Origin of the sequence: Niallia sp. FSL W8-0951, assembly GCF_038006525.1 — a bacterium.
In the GTDB taxonomy this organism is placed as follows: Bacteria; Bacillota; Bacilli; order Bacillales; family Cytobacillaceae; genus Niallia; species Niallia circulans.
Window position 1 is genome coordinate 1,732,878 of record NZ_JBBOVK010000001.1, and the last position, 16,411, is coordinate 1,749,288.

Here is a 16,411-nt window from a genome sequence, read left to right on the forward strand (position 1 = left end):
TTTTCAAGACTAGTAGTCTATTTTTGTATATGAAAGAAAGAAGTACAATAAAACTATCATTTTATATTTTTAAATATAAATAAATTACATTAAGGATAGGTAAATGACATCCCCTCACTTCCCTCCTATCCTGCCTTAGAAATTAAAATACTAAATAAGGGGTTTTTATCAATGGGAAACAAATATGGTGACATTCGTTGGAAATGGTTAGCTGAAAAAGGTTTTAATGTTCTATCAGATAAACATCAGTACGCTTATATGCAAAGTTTGTGGAGTCCCGTTGATATTGTTCATGGATGTTTTTGTAATAGTCCGGCAGGCACAGGAAAAACAACATTAGCTGTCTTAGCTGGTATTTATGAAGTTGAAATAGGAACATATGATAAGTTAATTTACATAAGAAATACTGTTGCAGTTCGTGATCAAGGATTCTTACCTGGAACAACAGAAGCTAAAGAATCGCCTTATATGCAACCATTAATTGATGCGATGGATTATGTCCACCCGTCCCTTTTTGAAAAGTGGTCTAATGACGAAGAAGGAATTCCGAAAGTTTATGCCATGTCTAGTTCTTACAGCAGAGGTGTAACATTTAAGAACGCATATGTAGTAATTGACGAGAGTCAAAATTTTGATTTACATGAACTACAAACCCTTTTAACAAGAGTAGATTCTACCTGTAAGGTAGTAGTGATTGGATCCACACTTCAGGTTGATAACACAAAACTTAAAAGATACGGTGGTTTAACGCCATTTGAAGTTTATATGAAACATTTTAAAGGATTTAATGTCACGTATCATAAATTAGAAACTAATTATCGTGGGGCTTTCAGTCTATTGGCTGACCAAGTGCTAGATACAGTAAATAAATTACAAGAAGTAAAATAGAAAGTGACTGTGTGGCAAAAACTACACGCTTAGACGCTCTACTCTCACATTAAAAGTAAATAAATTGCACTATATACACTTCTCCCCTTTTCACTCGATTAGGGGAATATTTTTGTTTTAAGAATTAAAAGGATATAAAAGGAGGAAGATTTACAATGGCTGCAAAAAAGAAAAATCTAGACACTAAGACAAGTAATAGAGTTGGTATTCTAAATATTAAAGATCTTACTGTGGTTGATATTGATGAAAAAGATGGTGGAGAATTCACTTATGATTTAAAGGAAATGTTGAAGCAATTTGATGGTAGAAAAGTTTCTATTGCAGTTTCATATGAAGATGAAGCTCCTGTTGTTGAGGAGGTCTAATAGATGATAGACTCCCCTATTTTACAACGTCAAGACGGTGAAAGTGATTTTGAATGGAAACTTCGCCTAATTTCAATGAAACTCGAAAGAGAAATTGATATAGATTGGGCTGAAATAAGAGACATTCTTCAATTGGACTGTCATCACGATCATTTGCGTAAAACAGCTTATGGATTATACGAGTACAAAAAATATATTGAGGAATGTAAGATTAATAATATTCAAGATGATGAGATTCTTAATGAATTAGAGTTAAAGAAAATCGAGTTACTAGAAGAACGTAAAAAACTACAAGTTGTTCGTGGGGAATATAACAAAATTGCTAGAGTAAAATCTAGAAAAGACTTGCTTTTTGAGTATGTTAGCCAAACTATTGAAAATATAGGTACTCTCCCTCCCCCACAATTTGAACTATTAGAAGTTAATAGAGAAAATAAAGCCGCTATCTTAGGTTTTGGTGACGAGCATTTTGGTAAAGAGTTTATTAGTAATAATAATGCATATAACGAACAAATCTATTTAGATAGAATGAATAAATTACTTTCAGAAACAGTTGATATAATTCGCAGAGAAGGGTTAGATGAATTAGTCGTTCTTAATGGTGCTGACTCTGTTGAAGGTATGGCGCTAAGAGTATCTCAGTTAACTGCTCTTCAATATGGATTTGTCGATCAAGTAATTAAATACTCAAGATACAAAGTTGAATGGCTTAAAGAGCTATCTAAATATGTGAAGATTAAATATATACATATCCCTAGTGCGAATCATACAGAATTACGTGTACATAATACTAGCCGTGGAGAAATGCCAAAAGAAGATGTAGAGCGCATTATTGCTACTTATATTCATGATATGCTGAAGGATAACGAAAGAATCGAAGTTCCATTATATGATGAAGGATTCGTAGATTTTGAACTATTAGGATTTAACATTATTGCTTGTCATGGTCATCAATTAAAAGGTAAAAAGAATGCAATTAAAGACTTATCAATGATGAAACGTAAATTCTTTGATTATCTATATGTATCACATTTTCATCATGGAAGCTCTTTGACGGTTGCAGAAACAAATACTAATAATGTTGAAGTTGTTCAGTTAGATTCCATTATGGGTTCTGATGAATATAGTGATTCTCTAATGACAGGCGCTAAAGCTGGAGCTAATTTATCAATATATGAAAGTGGCAAAGGTCGTTCCATCTCTTACAGCATCATTCTAAATTAAAAATAAATTACATTAGGTATGATGGTTCGTAAATAACTATCCGCTTCCTCCCTATTATGTTCGTGGAGGTAATAACATGGAAGAATATCCAAATTTAGTTTTGATACCGGATAATTCTGAAACATTGGAAGATATAATTGAAGATTTTACTGAAATGATTAGTTACAACCTTAACAAAGGTGTTTCGGTGAAAGAGTTTTTAGAATTATTTGCAGAAGAAGTTTCCTATTGGTCATTAAAACAATACTTAATTACTTCAGCTAGACAGACGTTATCTAATTTAGAAGAAGTTTGTCAGTTTGAAAATGACTCATTAGAAGACATAGATGAATAGCTTAAAATCAAGGTTTTATTTTGACTTATACATACTTTATTCCCAAGGTCGAGGAGATTAGTTTCTTCTCGGCTTTTTAATTTAATCCATTCCCAGAGAACATTTGCTGAGTATTTTTTTTTGGTGTGCTTACACCTTCTCCTCCTTTTACTGCTCGTTTAAGTGCTTTCTTGAAATGGATTAACTCTGGATTATTTTAGAAAGGAGATACAAGAATGGCTACTAAGAAAGATCCAAATAAGTATTTACGCTGTATGTCATGTGATAATGAAAAAATTAAAGAAACTAGTTTCTATAATACTAAGAATAAGCTATATGAGAAAATCGGGAAACTACCTATTTGTAAAGCTTGTTTGAAAAGTACTGTAAATTATGATGATATGGAAAGCATTTATTCGATATTAAGACAATTTGACATCATGTTTGATGTAACACATTGGGAGTCTGCCGAAAACAGTAAAACTGATACTTTTGCAACATATATGAGAATGGCTAATTCTCTTTCTAATTTCGATGGAAAAGGATGGAAACACAGTACATTTAACAACACTCCTTCATCTTCTAATACAAAAATTACTGATTCACAAGAACTTTCACAAGATGAAGTTAATGAAAATATCGATATTGAACATTTGGAATATCTAAAAGAAAAGTATGGCTATGGATATCCTGATGACGAGTATTTCTTATTTGAAAAGAAATTCAACCAATTAAAACCGAGCTTCCAGTTAGTTACTACAATGCATGAAGAATGCTTAAGGGAATATTGTGTAAACAAAGTCAAGGAAACTTTAGCTAAGGCTAGAGGAGACTTCAAAGAAGCTAAAGATTGGGCTGCAATGGCTAAAGATACTGCCGAAGCAGGTAAATTAAAACCTTCTCAAATGAGCAAAGCTGATTTATCACAAGGATTAGATGGTTTCGGACAGCTTGCGAGAATGGTCGAAGAGAAAGTTGACATTATACCAGTTTTACCCAAATTCACGTCACAGCCTAAAGATAAGCCAGATATTGTGTTATGGTGCTATATAAATTATGTTCGTGATTTAAAGGGGTTAGCAGAAGCAGATTATAAAGATATTTATGAATTTTACGAGATTAGAAGAAAAGATTACGAAAAACAAGAGTTAGATAGCGATCCTTCTATGAGGGAGGAATAACTGTGTCTAACTATAAAAATTTCCAAAATGATAATTTTAAATATACGAAATCAAGTTCTAGACTTGATGATAACCCTAACTTTAACTCCCCTGTTCAACCAAATGAATATAAAATGGACTCATTTGAAAGAAATTTAGATAAATGGGTAGAGTTTGTTCAATGGTCAAGATGGTTCCCTGATTTATGGTATGACTTAATAAAGCCTGAAAAAGGCGGAATGAGGCTAGATTTAGACCAGAGAGTGTTCCTACGTGCAATGAGTAGATTTGTTAGTACCTATGGAGTGTTCCCCCGTGGGTTTGGAAAAACTATGTTGGAATTAATGTCTATATATCACACATGTATATGGTTTCCTGATATTACAATTGCTATGTCAGCTCAAACAAAAGAGAATGCCGCATCAATTAGTGAAGAAAAACACAATGAAATAATGAAGTGGTTTCCATTGATGAAAAACGAGCTAGCTAAATCGCCTAGTTTCACAAAGGATAGCGTTGAAGTTATTTTTAAATCAGGCGGTACTTATTCAATACTAGCAAATGCTCAATCTACAAAAGGACAGCGTAAAAGAAGATTAAACGTGGAAGAATCAGCATTATTAAATAACGAATTATTCAAAGATGTATTGGAACCAGTTGTGAACGTACCAAGAAGGACTATCGGCGCTTTATCCGCCGTCAATCCATATGAATTAAATGGAATGATTAATTATTTAACAACTTCTGGATATCGTGGATCTGATGAATTTAACAGAATATTAAATATGTTGGATGAAATGGCTGATTTGAAAGGTAAAATTGTCTTAGGGGCAAGTTGGGAGCTGCCTTGTCATTTCGGACGTGGGGAAACAAGAACTCAAATTCTAGCTAAAAAGAAAGATCCTACTACTTCTGCCACTGCATTTGCCATGAACTATGAATCTAAATGGGTCGGAGCTACCGATGGAGCATTAATTAATATATCAAAGCTATTAAAAATTAGAACTTTAAAAAAAGCTGAGTTATTTTGTCCTAAAGATAAAAAAGGTAACTACGAGTTGAATGAATATATATTTGGCATTGACGTAGCACGAAGTAACTCCCAAAGTAATAATAAAACTGCTATTGTAGTTTTGAAGATAATTAGAAGTAACAATGGAGTAATTAGACAAATTCAACTAGTAAATATTATAGAACCACCAAATGGACTTAGTTTTAAAGAACAAAGTATTATAGTTAAACGGTTGTTTTATAATTACGGTGGAAATTTGGATTTATCAAAATCTAGAGTTAAAGCAATAGTTATTGATGGAAACGTAATTGGTAAAGGGTTAATTGATAGACTCTTAGAAGAAGTGACAGATACTGAAACAAATGAAGAACTTGGTTGCTTTGCTACTATCAATACTGATCAAAAACCTGATGTACCTACTGCGCCAAAAGTAATTTATGATTTAACTGCACAAGGAATAAACGGTGATATAATCCGAGCATTTATTGATTATGTTGAAACTGAAAAGTTAAAAATGTTAAAGGTGTATGATGATATTAAGAACAAATCCACCTCTACTCAAGCTGATACAGATGAAGAAAGAGCGCATATACACACTCAATATTTAATAGATGAAGTTTCGAATTTAAAACTTAAATCCACTCAAAAATCCATAACTGTTGAACAGGTTCAAAAAAAGATAGACAAAGATAGATATTCTGCATTGGCGTATGCATTATATTACATATTCCTATTTTTAGAACGGGAAGAAGTTGTTGAGTATGATTCTGATGACGAAATAGTATACTTCTAATATAAATTAAATAACAAAAAAGTTAGGAGGTGTAAGATGACTGAGCAACTTATTAAAGAAATAGATATTGAATCGGATGAATACAAAAGAGCCTTTAATGACTATTCAGAATATGTGGGTACTTATATGGAAGGATTTGTAGCAAATTTATTTTCTAATGGGATAGTAACAGAAATCGGGGCAGATAAATTAAAAGAATACTTTTCAAACCCAGATAAATTCCAAAAAGAAATTGAAGATTTAGCCCAATATTATTACATTACTACTGCAGAAACGCATCAACTATTTGAGCTAGTTGAATCTTTACCGACATTGAATTATAAATTAGACTCTTTCGATAAACCGAAAAACAACGACAAACACATATCTACTTTAAATAAGATACTACATAAAGTTAAACATAAAAAACTAACAAGAGACTTATTGAAACAGACAACTGCTGCAGGAACACTAGTCGGCATGTGGATTGGTGATAAATCAAAACCACACCCTTATATTTTTGATGAAATGAAGTATGTCTTCCCTGCGTATAGACAAAACGGCGATTGGTTATGCGTAATTGACATGGGTTGGTTTAGTGAAATGACAGATTTTAATCGCAACATTCAATTTAGAAACCTATCCCCTTTCGTGACTAAATCTGATTATGATAAATACTTAGAAAATCCTATTGATTACCAATATAAAGATTTACCTCAAGATAGAACTTTTACATTGAGAACTGGTACTTTAAAAAGAAACCAAAGTTTAGGAACTTCCTGGATTACTCCAGGATTATATGATGTTTTACATAAAAAGAAATTAAAAGATGTTGAAAGTTCTATAGCTAATAAAATTATTAATGCTGTAGCAGTATTAACTGTTGGTAGTGAAAAAAATCCTGAATATGCCAATATGAAATTAAACCCAAAACTTAAAAAGAAAATCCATTCCGGAGTTAAAGCAGCATTAGAGAAGAATCAACAAAACGGTGTTACAGTTGTAACGATACCTGAATATGCGGATTTAACCTTCCCAGATGTTAAAGCAGATGGATTGGACGGCGATAAATTTGAACATATCAACAATGATATTCAGGCTGGCTATGGTATTTCTGGAGCGATACTTAATGGTAATACAGGAAATTACTCTACTGCTAAATTGAACTTAGATACAATTTATAAGCGACTAGGCGTATTACTTGAAGATATTGAACAAGAAGTTTATCAAAAATTGTTTAATTTAGTTCTCCCTTCCTCTCAATCAGATAATTATTATCTCGTTTATGACAAAGAAACTCCGTTGACACTAAAAGAAAAATTAGATGTATTGATCAAACTTAATGATAAAGGTTGGTCTATTAAGCATGTTGTTGATCATTTGGCTGGCGTTTCATGGGAATCTTATCTTGAACAAACATTGTACGAGACTGAGGAACTTAAGTTACAAACTAAAATTAAACCTTATCAATCGACATATACAATGTCTGATAGTAACGGAGGTGCTCCTTCTGTTGACGATCCGACAAACGAAAACACTATTCAATCTAAAACTATAGATGGGAACAACTCCCCTACTTAGTTATTTTTCTCTCTTTAAGGAGGTGAGATATTGGAAAAAAAGAGAGCATTATTTGATATTAAATTAAATTCTATCCAAGATACTGATAATCCGACTAAAAAAGAAGTCGAGTTTATACTACATGATTTCGAAGTTAGTCATAATAATTCAATAATCTCAAAAGAGACTGCATTAAAGACCTTACATACTTTAAAAGATATGCCTATTGTTTGTAAATATCATCCAGTTTCAGAGAGTGGTGCAGAAGATGATGCTCTTGGCTCTCATGAACTTTATTTGGATCAAGACAGAAAATCTGGTGACACCATATTAGGATTGGATACAGTACCTATAGGAGTTTTTACTGAAGATGGTTACATATCGACTATTCTTGATGAAAATGGTCAAGAAAAAGAAGTTGTTATTGGTAAAGGAATATTATGGGCTTCTAGATTCCCCAATGTCATTGGTTTACTAAAAGAATGGAATGATAAGGGAATTGATGTAGTTTCAAGTATGGAAATTCTATATGATAGTTACTTGTTTAAAGATGGAGTTGAAGAAATTCTTTCATATGTTTATGAAGGACACTGCATTTTGAACTCTGAAGAACGTGGCGATCATCAAAAAGTCTATCCTGCTTACGACGTTTCTAAGATAACAAAATTAGTTGCTCAAGCAGTTAATCAAGAAAATATTGATAAACAATTGAACGACAAGGAGGTAAATAAAGTGGAAAAATTTAAGAAAGTGTTTGAATTATCGCATAGTGATATTCGCTCAAAATTGTACGCTAAATTAGATGCTACACTTGGTGAAAATGAAGATTCGTGGATTTCAGATGTGTACGAAACTTACTTTATTGTGAATTTATATAGTTGGTCTGAAGAAAATTCGTATGATAAACACTTTAAGTTAAACTATACAAAATCAGAAAATGATGTTGAAATTGATTTTGATTCAAAAGTGGAAGTATTTCTAACTCGGAACTGGGAAGAGATTGTTCCTGAATCCGTTCAATCTCAACTCAACGAGAAAGATCAGACTATTACTGAGTTACAAACACAAGTTAATAGTTTAACAGAAACGAAAAATGATATTGAAAACAAATTCAATAGTGCTTCTGAAAAGGTTATCAAGCTAACTACTAAAGTTTCTGAATTAGAGCCTTTCAAGACTCGATTTGAAGCAAAACAAAATGAGGAAAAACTTAATGAGAAGAAAGAATTCTACTCTAAGAAATTTGAAGCATTGAAAGCAAGTGATACATTTGCTTCAGATGAAGTTCAAGAACTATTAAGTAAATCTATCTACGAAAATGAAGATGGTAAACAAGCAATCTTACAGTTAAACAGTATTTTAGTAGATTTAGTAGTATTTGAACAAGCTAAACCAGAGGAAAATGTTATCAGAGAAGTTTCTAGTAAGAGAGAAAACCTTATTCCTGCTAGTGATGACTTTGATAGTAGATATTCTAAATAAAACAATTAAATTACAAATTGGAGGAATAAAACAATGGCAAGTCGTATTTTAAAAGCCTTAACTGAGGTAGGCACTCATACTGTTGGTAACTTAAATTCTATGAAAATCAAAACACTAGCGCATGGTGCTTTAGTTGAAGGAGCAGATATTGATAACTTCACACTTGTTGAACTTGGTTTCAATGCCGATGGAGAACGTACTGCGAAACAATTATCAGCTATTGATAAGAAGGCATACTTAATTGCTACTCCTGAAGTGAGATATTTAGGTGAAGCAATGGTTGATTTCTATAACGGGGTTGGAGAACGTGCGAGAATCGTAATTTTCGAACCAGGTTATACTCGATTTGAAACATCTGCATTCACATTAAATACTGGCGTTTCTGCTGTTGCTAAAGGACAGGTTGCTCACTTTGATCCTGCTACTAAGAAATTTATTATTTCTGAAGTTGGATCAGCTCATGAAGACTACGCAGGATCTTCTGCTAAGTTCTTAGTAGTAAATAGTGAAGATGACATGGAATACACTTTAGGTGCTGCAACTGTGCGTCTTGAAGTAATTGAAGCCTAATTAAAAAAATAACTTATAAGGAGATTTAATAATGACACTAGATAACTCTAAATTAAAAGGCTTGTTTAGCCGTGTATACAATAACAAAATGGAAGAAAAGGATTCAACTGATATTAAAGCTTATATTACTAAAGTATTCGGCGATGGTTCACAAACTCCAGATCCTTCTGCATTGCATCAATTTAACACTTTAGTTGTAGAAATGGCAGATGAAATTGCAAAACCTATGGTGACTAACCTTCTTTCTTTATTTGCTAAAGTGGAAAATCGTAATCGCGGTGATTTAGTAGAATTAAAGATTCCACAAAAGAACAAAGCTAAGGTAGTTTGGTCTGCTGTTGGTTCTGGTGTAGATTTAGTACGTGTAGAAGGTAAAAAGTCTATCGTAGCAGTTCCTGTTCACCTATCTACTGGTTTCTATTATGAGCCACTTGATTTAGTTAAGGAATCAGAAGAATATTTCCGCAAATTAATCAATGACGTTGCTAATGCAAAAGTACGTTTATTCCTTGATAAGATCAATGAACTTACTGCTACAGCTATTACAAGTGGTAAGATCCCAGGTAAAAACGTTGTAACAGGTGCTAACTTGACAATTGCACAATACAATAAAGTGGCTTCTGTACTTCAACGTTATGGTGGTCGTCCTGTATTTGTTGCAGATGCTTTATTGATTGACTATTTTGCTATGCAACAAGCTACAGATTCTACTTTGAAAAACCTTTTAACTGATGGTATTAAAGATGAATTATTAACAGCATTAAATCCAGCAACTATCGCTCGTACTACTGCGGTCAACTTGGTAAACCCATTCACTGATGCTACTAACTCTAAAGTTGAGCTTCCAGTAAATAAAGGTTACATGTTTGCCGGTGGAGTAGAACAAAAACCATTCTCTATCGTTGAGTATGGTGGATTACGTCAACAAACTGCTACAGATATTGAAGATGAAAGAGTTATGATGAAAATTACTCAAGATGTTGCAGTTAACCTATTATTTGGTGAGGCTATCGGGATTATTGAAGAGCAATCTGCAGTTACTTTATAATTTTTTATAAAAATAAATTACAAGGGGTAAGAAAAAACTTACTCCTTTCTTAGGATAATAAGGAGGATAATTTATATGACAGATAAAGTTAAATTAGGTAGATATAGAAACACATCTTATTTTGTTAGATATGATGGGGATGGATCAAATCGTCAGTATACATGGAATGGTAGTAAAAATGGTAAACCTGATGTAAAAGAAGTACCTCGTGAGGTAGTTGAATGGTTAACTATGAGTACTATTTGTTTTGACAAAGGCGAATTGGTAATTATGGATCAGAATGAAACTACAACGGAACTAAAAGATGGTATCGCAGAGATTGAAACATATGAAAATAACACTCACTCTCATGAAGAAATTAAAAAATTATTAGAAGGCAATATCAATAAAATGAAAGCATCTTTAAACAAAATTACCGTTGATTCAGAAAAACAATTTGTTCTAGAAGTTGCTGCTACACTAAAAGATGATTTAACTAAAGGTAAAATTGATTTCTTAGCTAATTGGATGAATATTGACCCTTCTCTTCTATTCGAATAAGGGGTGATGATAAATGACTTCTTATGATGAAATTTGGACTACCTTTCTAAATAATTGTAAAGTATCCGATTTAGATTTACCTCAAACGAATAAAGCAATTTATGAATCTATCAGAAATGCAGTCATGTATATGAATAACAGACTGAGAACAGACCTAATTTGCGATGATGTTAAAGAAACGCTAAATAAAGAAATAACACAAGATCACCTTTTGATTTTAGCAAACTATATTCGTTATATATTTTTAATTAACCAAAAGACATACTTTGAGAATCTTTGGCAGCCTTTCTCGAAAGATGTAGGCTTAAAAAACTTCAGCACTCAACTTAACTCTCTTAAATCATCTATTGAACTCCAAGATAAAACTATTGACCGTTTAATCATGAATACGGAGGTTGATTTCTTATGAGCAACCTTAAAGTAAAAATAATTAAAAATGACGGAACTATTGAGATTGAATCGTTGTATGCTTATTGTTCAAGAATTAGTAAGAGAAATAATTCAATCTTATATAAGTTGGAGAATTATCTAGGTAAAAGATTATTAGATGAGCCGGATTTGGTTGAATTGAGAGATATTATCCTTACTGTTAGCGCTGATGTTTCCAAGATAAGTCAACTAGTCATTTGTGGTGATGAAGATGAAGGATTATAGTAATTATCACAACATAAATACCAATGATAAAATACATCGAGACGGAATGACCTTATTAGAACATTCTCTTAATGGTTTTGAATCTTATGAAGCATTTGTAGAAAGCTATCCTACTCCTATTAGAGTATTGATTTATCAAAAATACGATTCTGATAGTGAAACTAAAAGAGTTATCGGGCATATTGCAGATATAGAACGTGGGAACATATTAAACATCAATAAGCAAGATTGGTTAGTTGTGACAATTCCAGAGGATAACAAAATTTATCGAAAAGCAGATATGAAGATTTGTAACTCCTTCTTCCCCGCCATTACTGATAAAACGAAAGTTTTAATGCGAGATGATCAAGGAAACGTCATTCGAGATAAGTTTGGAGATCCTGTTTATCAATGGGTTGGTGGAGAAGAATTCTTAGTACCCTGTATTGTGGAATCTAGTATAAAAGATAGAGAGAAAAATAGTCAGCTAAATCTTCCTGATGGTCGAATTGTTATAACAATGAAATATCAACCAATTTCCAATGTTAAAGATAACTCTGAGTTTATGATGTATGACAATACTTACAAAATTGTCAACGTTGATAAAACTAAGGTGATTAATGAGGTTGGATTAATGACAATTACGGCTGATATTATACCAAGTGAGGTGACTTCATAATGGGCTTATATGATGACATTCTCAGCACATTTATACATATTAGGAAAGATGAAGATTTATTAAGATTATTAACTCTAAAACCAGAGAATTTTGCTGAAGGTATTCCTGATCCCCTATCCCCCACTCTACCAAATATTATAGACAAACCACCTGAAGAATTATCTGATATTCAAAATAAGCATATTATGAAGTCAGTGAAAGTTGATGATTTGGAGCCTATAAAATTGTGCAGATTATTTATTTATCCAGGAAGAAGAACTCCTGAACGAAATAATTACGCTACTGCAGATCAAGAAATACATATTGATATACTATGTCATATTGATTATGAGAATGGAGATTTTCGTTCCTCTAGAATTACTGATAGGTTAAACGACTTACTAGTAAATGCAAAAGTTAAAGGTGTGTTTGGGAAATTAGAGTATGTTGGTGGGAATATAATATCAGGTGTACCTAGAAATTATGTTGGTTACAAGTGCGTATATGAGTTTGGAAGTTTTAGAAAATGAGTGATGATCTGAAAATATTAAAAGGCTCCCCTATTCAGTTAATCGATAATATTTTAGTTCATCCTCTCACTCTCGGAGAAATCTCTGAATTGGGTGAAGATTTATATGTTCTCTGTTTGAACGGATTATTAATGAGTAAAAACCACATACCTATTAACGAACTAAGTTATGAAGAAAGAGTTTCTCATTCCAAATTAACAGAATATCAGTTTTTCATTCAGTTACTAGAAGTAGATTTGAATATGAGAGAAATTGTGACTAATGCAATTAGAGTCTTTTTAAGGACTGATTCATTTTTCGACGAAGCAACTAGAAATTTTTATTTAATTAATAATAACAACCATCTTCCTTTGAAAGAGGAAGATTTTTTACGTTTAAGAGATGTTTTATCTAAACAGAACTTCAGAAGTGATTCTGCTGAAAATTATAAACCTGCCAATAAAAAAGCTAACGCATTACTTGAAAGATTAAACAAAGTTAAAAGTGAAATTCAAAAAAAGACTGGTAATGACAGTTTAACTTTAGCAGATACAATTTCTATTGTTGCGAGTAATAGTAAAAATATTAGTATTTTAAATGTTTGGGAGTTAACAGTTAACCAATTATATCTTGAGTATTTAAGACTAGTGCTTTGGGACAACTATCATAACGATTATATCCATCTACCTCATATGTCTGAAAAAGATAGGAAAGAAATGAAGCATTGGGTAGTTGGTAATAATAAAATTAAATTATAATGGAGGAATTATCCAATGGGTTTACAATATGGGATTAAGGAAGTATTAGACGTTAATATCGTCGACTTTAAAACAAAGAATCCTGTTGCTTTTGTTGATTATGCACAAGCAACAACTAATGAAGTTACAGGAGAAAGATTGGATTTAACTGGCGGACGTGGTAATGCTAAGCAGATGTCTTTTGATCACTCAAAAGCAGGTACTTTTACATTAACAGTTCCTTTGGTGGATTTAAATTTACTAGCACTTTTAACTGGAGAAGAGTTAGGTAAAGGTGTTGGTTCAATCTTTAAACGAGAAGTATTAAAAATAACTGAAACTGACGGAGCTCCTTCCGTTACATTATCAGAAACACCTGTTGGAAACGTAAAATTATATAAATTGAAAGGTCTACGTGACACCGGGGAAGAGTTAACAATTACTGGTGTAACAGCTAAAGAAGTGGATATTTCTACTCCTGCTGTAAATGGTGAAGAAGTTATTGCTTTCTATCAATACGCAGCCCCTGCAACTTCTAATAGAGTTAGTGTTAAATCAACTAAATTCCCTAAGACTGTGGCGATTTATGGAACAGGTTTAGCTAGAAACCAAGAAGATGATAGTGATTACCCTTGTCATGTGACAGTCTATAAGGCGAAACCTCAACAAAACATGACTTTTACTATGAGCGGTACTGAAGCTACTAATCTTGAAATTGTCTTTGATATGTATGAAGTCAAAGATGCTTCAGGTGAAGGTACTTACATTGATTATATCTTTGAAAATGACGATGAAGCTTAATATATAAATAAATTACATTGAGGATTCTTCGGAGTCCTCTTTTTTTAGGATTAAAAGGAGGAAAATAATATCATGGGTAAATCCACCGATTTGAAATTAACTAAGAAAAAAGTTAAAGAAGTACACGAAACAGAAAAGTATGAGCTTGATGACGGTTCTACTATCACATTCTATCCTCTCTTCCCTCATACAAAAATATATGAATTACATGAAGAATTGCAGAAAGTATTATCTACTAAAGATGAGAAAGTTAAAGTTACTGATAAAATTGCTTTTGCTCTTATAAATTTCTTCATTATTAAACACTTTACTCATTTTAAATCACAATTAAAAGCAACTACTTTTAATGATGTATTGGGAGAAATGAACGCACTAATTGATTTACGTGTGGATAATGATGAAAGTGCATTTGAATTTATTTTGAATGACTTATTCTCCCCTACTGAAATTAATAAGGTATATCACTATGCAGCTAAACACATTGCACAATTTGAGTACATTACTAAATTACAAGATATGGTTCAGGATGAGGTTTCTAAATTAGATTTAAAAAATGGAGAGTTGATTGAATCAGCCTTTAGACAAAAGAAACAAATACCTATGGTGTAGTTAGGATTGATATAAATGGAGTTTGATAGTATAGCAAAACTATTAAAACACGTTGAGAAGAATCATCTTAGAGACATTATGAACCATGAAATGGCTGAAATGGTCAAAGATGAGGAACAGAAAGCTATTGATAAAACAGTATATGATGCTTATAGACCAGGAACTGAAGATGGTGAACCTTGGGTTTATAAACGAAGACGTGACGATGGTGGGTTGAAATCTAGAGATAATATGAAAGTCGATGTTAAGCGTGTTGGAGACGGTATTGAATTATCTGTTGAGAACATAACTAAAGGGGCAAATGGATATGAGATAAGTGAAGGCATTGAATATGGTAAGGGATATGAATATACATCTAACCGTGACGGTACCGCTGATCAATATACCTCCCCTCGCCCATTCACTCAGGAAACAGAGAAAGAAATTTTAAGTAGAGACTTACATACGAAAACTATGAAACAGGCGCTTAAAGCTCGTGGATTAGATATTGAATAATTTATAGGAGGTGAGAAATTGGGTAAACGCGTAGAAAAAATTAAAGAAGTTACTGAAGAAGAGTGGGAAGCTTGTCATCCCTTTAATAAAAGAATTACAAATGAATTTCTTGAACAACAACATTTGTCCCCGCAGACACTTAGACAATACCAATCATCTTTAAAAATTTTCTTTAGATGGGTAAAGGACAATTGTGAAAATAAATCAATTACTGACCTAAAACCTAGAGATGCTTTACGTTATCAAAACTTTCTTATGAGTAGAGACTTATCTTCCAATGCCGTTAAATTTAAACGTTCATCTGTTTCTAGTTTATGTGGATTTATTGAATTATATTATAACGAAGATTATCCCCTATTCCGTAATATATACAATAAAAAGATTCCTAACCCACCGCGTGCTCTTAGGAATGAAAAACAACCACTAACTAAAGAAGAATTAGATTTATTGGTTGATACTTTAAAAGAACGTGAAGAATGGCAAATGGTCGCATATGTGATGTTTAGCTATGAGTCAGGATGTCGTAGAAGTGAAACAGCACAACTTCTTAAAGAAGTAGTTACTTATGACAAAGTTAAAGATAAAGATGGAAATTTCAAAGATTACTATATGACGAATTCTATCCGTTGTAAAGGTAAGGGACGTGAAGGAAACGTTAGAAAGCTTGTTATGGGTGACGCTGCTATGGAGGCAGTTAAAAAATGGTTAGAAGTCCGCGGTGAAGATGATTGTGATTTGGTATTCGTGAAGAAAACTAAAGATGGGAAAGTTGATCCCCTCTCCCCTACTGCATTTAACTATTGGTGCCATGAAATATTCAGTGAAATTGTTGGAAGGAGAGTTCACCCTCACCAACTGCGCTCGACTCGTGCCACTCACATTGTAGCGATAGATGGTAAAGATATCAAAACTGCACAAAAGGTTTTAGGACATAAATCATCTGAAACTACACAAATATATGTTATTCGTGATGATGACGATGATATTGATGATGCATTTTAATAAAAATAAATTACATATCATGTAGCACTCATC

Annotated in this window: 20 protein-coding genes; all 20 read left to right on the plus strand. The window is 32.5% G+C overall.

The annotated features are described in order from the left end of the window. Positions 1-171 precede the first annotated feature (171 nt). The 20 genes from NSS71_RS08670 to NSS71_RS08765 all read left to right on the plus strand — a co-directional run bounded on the left by NSS71_RS08670 (position 172) and on the right by NSS71_RS08765 (position 16,378). A complete protein-coding gene (locus NSS71_RS08670) occupies positions 172-888 on the plus strand; it encodes a PhoH family protein (protein WP_341151562.1) in 717 nt (238 codons plus the stop codon). Between the two features lie 155 nt (positions 889-1,043). Further along, positions 1,044-1,253 (plus strand): YonK family protein, encoded by a 210-nt coding sequence (locus tag NSS71_RS08675; RefSeq protein WP_341151563.1) that lies wholly within the window; start codon positions 1,044-1,046, stop codon positions 1,251-1,253. 3 nt (positions 1,254-1,256) lie between these two features. Continuing rightward, the gene (locus NSS71_RS08680) at positions 1,257-2,477 is read left to right on the plus strand and encodes a hypothetical protein (protein ID WP_341151564.1); all 1,221 of its coding nucleotides are present in this window, start codon (positions 1,257-1,259) and stop codon (positions 2,475-2,477) included. A gap of 76 nt (positions 2,478-2,553) precedes the next feature. Further along, positions 2,554-2,811, plus strand: coding sequence for a hypothetical protein (locus NSS71_RS08685; RefSeq protein ID WP_341151565.1), 258 nt, complete (start codon positions 2,554-2,556; stop codon positions 2,809-2,811). A 215-nt stretch (positions 2,812-3,026) separates the two neighbouring features. Then, complete coding sequence (locus NSS71_RS08690) at positions 3,027-3,971, plus strand: hypothetical protein (RefSeq protein ID WP_303984648.1); 945 nt, start codon at positions 3,027-3,029, stop codon at positions 3,969-3,971. Positions 3,972-3,973: 2 nt separating this feature from the next. Next, entirely contained in the window at positions 3,974-5,755 is a 1,782-nt protein-coding gene (locus NSS71_RS08695; protein WP_303984649.1) for a hypothetical protein, read from the plus strand. Between the two features lie 36 nt (positions 5,756-5,791). Then, positions 5,792-7,315, plus strand: a complete 1,524-nt coding sequence (locus NSS71_RS08700) for a hypothetical protein (protein ID WP_341151566.1) — start codon at positions 5,792-5,794, stop codon at positions 7,313-7,315. A 30-nt stretch (positions 7,316-7,345) separates the two neighbouring features. Next, positions 7,346-8,776 (plus strand): hypothetical protein, encoded by a 1,431-nt coding sequence (locus tag NSS71_RS08705; RefSeq protein WP_341151567.1) that lies wholly within the window; start codon positions 7,346-7,348, stop codon positions 8,774-8,776. Between the two features lie 33 nt (positions 8,777-8,809). Further along, positions 8,810-9,346 carry a hypothetical protein gene (locus tag NSS71_RS08710; RefSeq protein WP_303984652.1) on the plus strand — a complete coding sequence of 179 codons (537 nt, stop codon included), beginning with the start codon at positions 8,810-8,812 and terminating at the stop codon, positions 9,344-9,346. A gap of 31 nt (positions 9,347-9,377) precedes the next feature. Continuing rightward, positions 9,378-10,394, plus strand: coding sequence for a hypothetical protein (locus NSS71_RS08715; protein ID WP_095328575.1), 1,017 nt, complete (start codon positions 9,378-9,380; stop codon positions 10,392-10,394). Between the two features lie 75 nt (positions 10,395-10,469). After that, on the plus strand, positions 10,470-10,934 hold the full coding sequence (locus tag NSS71_RS08720) for a hypothetical protein (RefSeq protein ID WP_095328574.1): 465 nt from the start codon (positions 10,470-10,472) through the stop codon (positions 10,932-10,934). A 13-nt stretch (positions 10,935-10,947) separates the two neighbouring features. Next, positions 10,948-11,343 (plus strand): hypothetical protein, encoded by a 396-nt coding sequence (locus NSS71_RS08725; RefSeq protein ID WP_303984653.1) that lies wholly within the window; start codon positions 10,948-10,950, stop codon positions 11,341-11,343. Then, positions 11,340-11,588, plus strand: coding sequence for a hypothetical protein (locus NSS71_RS08730; protein ID WP_303984654.1), 249 nt, complete (start codon positions 11,340-11,342; stop codon positions 11,586-11,588). The genes NSS71_RS08725 and NSS71_RS08730 overlap by 4 nt, the downstream gene beginning before the upstream one ends. Beyond that, positions 11,575-12,246, plus strand: a complete 672-nt coding sequence (locus NSS71_RS08735) for a hypothetical protein (RefSeq protein ID WP_341151568.1) — start codon at positions 11,575-11,577, stop codon at positions 12,244-12,246. Before NSS71_RS08730 ends, NSS71_RS08735 begins: the two co-directional genes overlap by 14 nt. After that, positions 12,246-12,755 carry a hypothetical protein gene (locus NSS71_RS08740; protein WP_341151569.1) on the plus strand — a complete coding sequence of 170 codons (510 nt, stop codon included), beginning with the start codon at positions 12,246-12,248 and terminating at the stop codon, positions 12,753-12,755. The genes NSS71_RS08735 and NSS71_RS08740 overlap by 1 nt, the downstream gene beginning before the upstream one ends. Then, positions 12,752-13,492 (plus strand): hypothetical protein, encoded by a 741-nt coding sequence (locus NSS71_RS08745; RefSeq protein WP_341151570.1) that lies wholly within the window; start codon positions 12,752-12,754, stop codon positions 13,490-13,492. The genes NSS71_RS08740 and NSS71_RS08745 overlap by 4 nt, the downstream gene beginning before the upstream one ends. Before the next feature lie 15 nt (positions 13,493-13,507). Then, a complete protein-coding gene (locus NSS71_RS08750; protein ID WP_341151571.1) occupies positions 13,508-14,272 on the plus strand; it encodes a hypothetical protein in 765 nt (254 codons plus the stop codon). Between the two features lie 72 nt (positions 14,273-14,344). Further along, on the plus strand, positions 14,345-14,881 hold the full coding sequence (locus NSS71_RS08755; protein ID WP_341151572.1) for a hypothetical protein: 537 nt from the start codon (positions 14,345-14,347) through the stop codon (positions 14,879-14,881). A gap of 15 nt (positions 14,882-14,896) precedes the next feature. Further along, positions 14,897-15,376: a hypothetical protein gene (locus NSS71_RS08760; RefSeq protein ID WP_341151573.1), complete on the plus strand. Its 480-nt coding sequence runs from the start codon at positions 14,897-14,899 to the stop codon at positions 15,374-15,376. Positions 15,377-15,394: 18 nt separating this feature from the next. Beyond that, on the plus strand, positions 15,395-16,378 hold the full coding sequence (locus tag NSS71_RS08765) for a tyrosine-type recombinase/integrase (protein WP_341151574.1): 984 nt from the start codon (positions 15,395-15,397) through the stop codon (positions 16,376-16,378). The last annotated feature ends 33 nt before the right edge of the window (positions 16,379-16,411 follow it).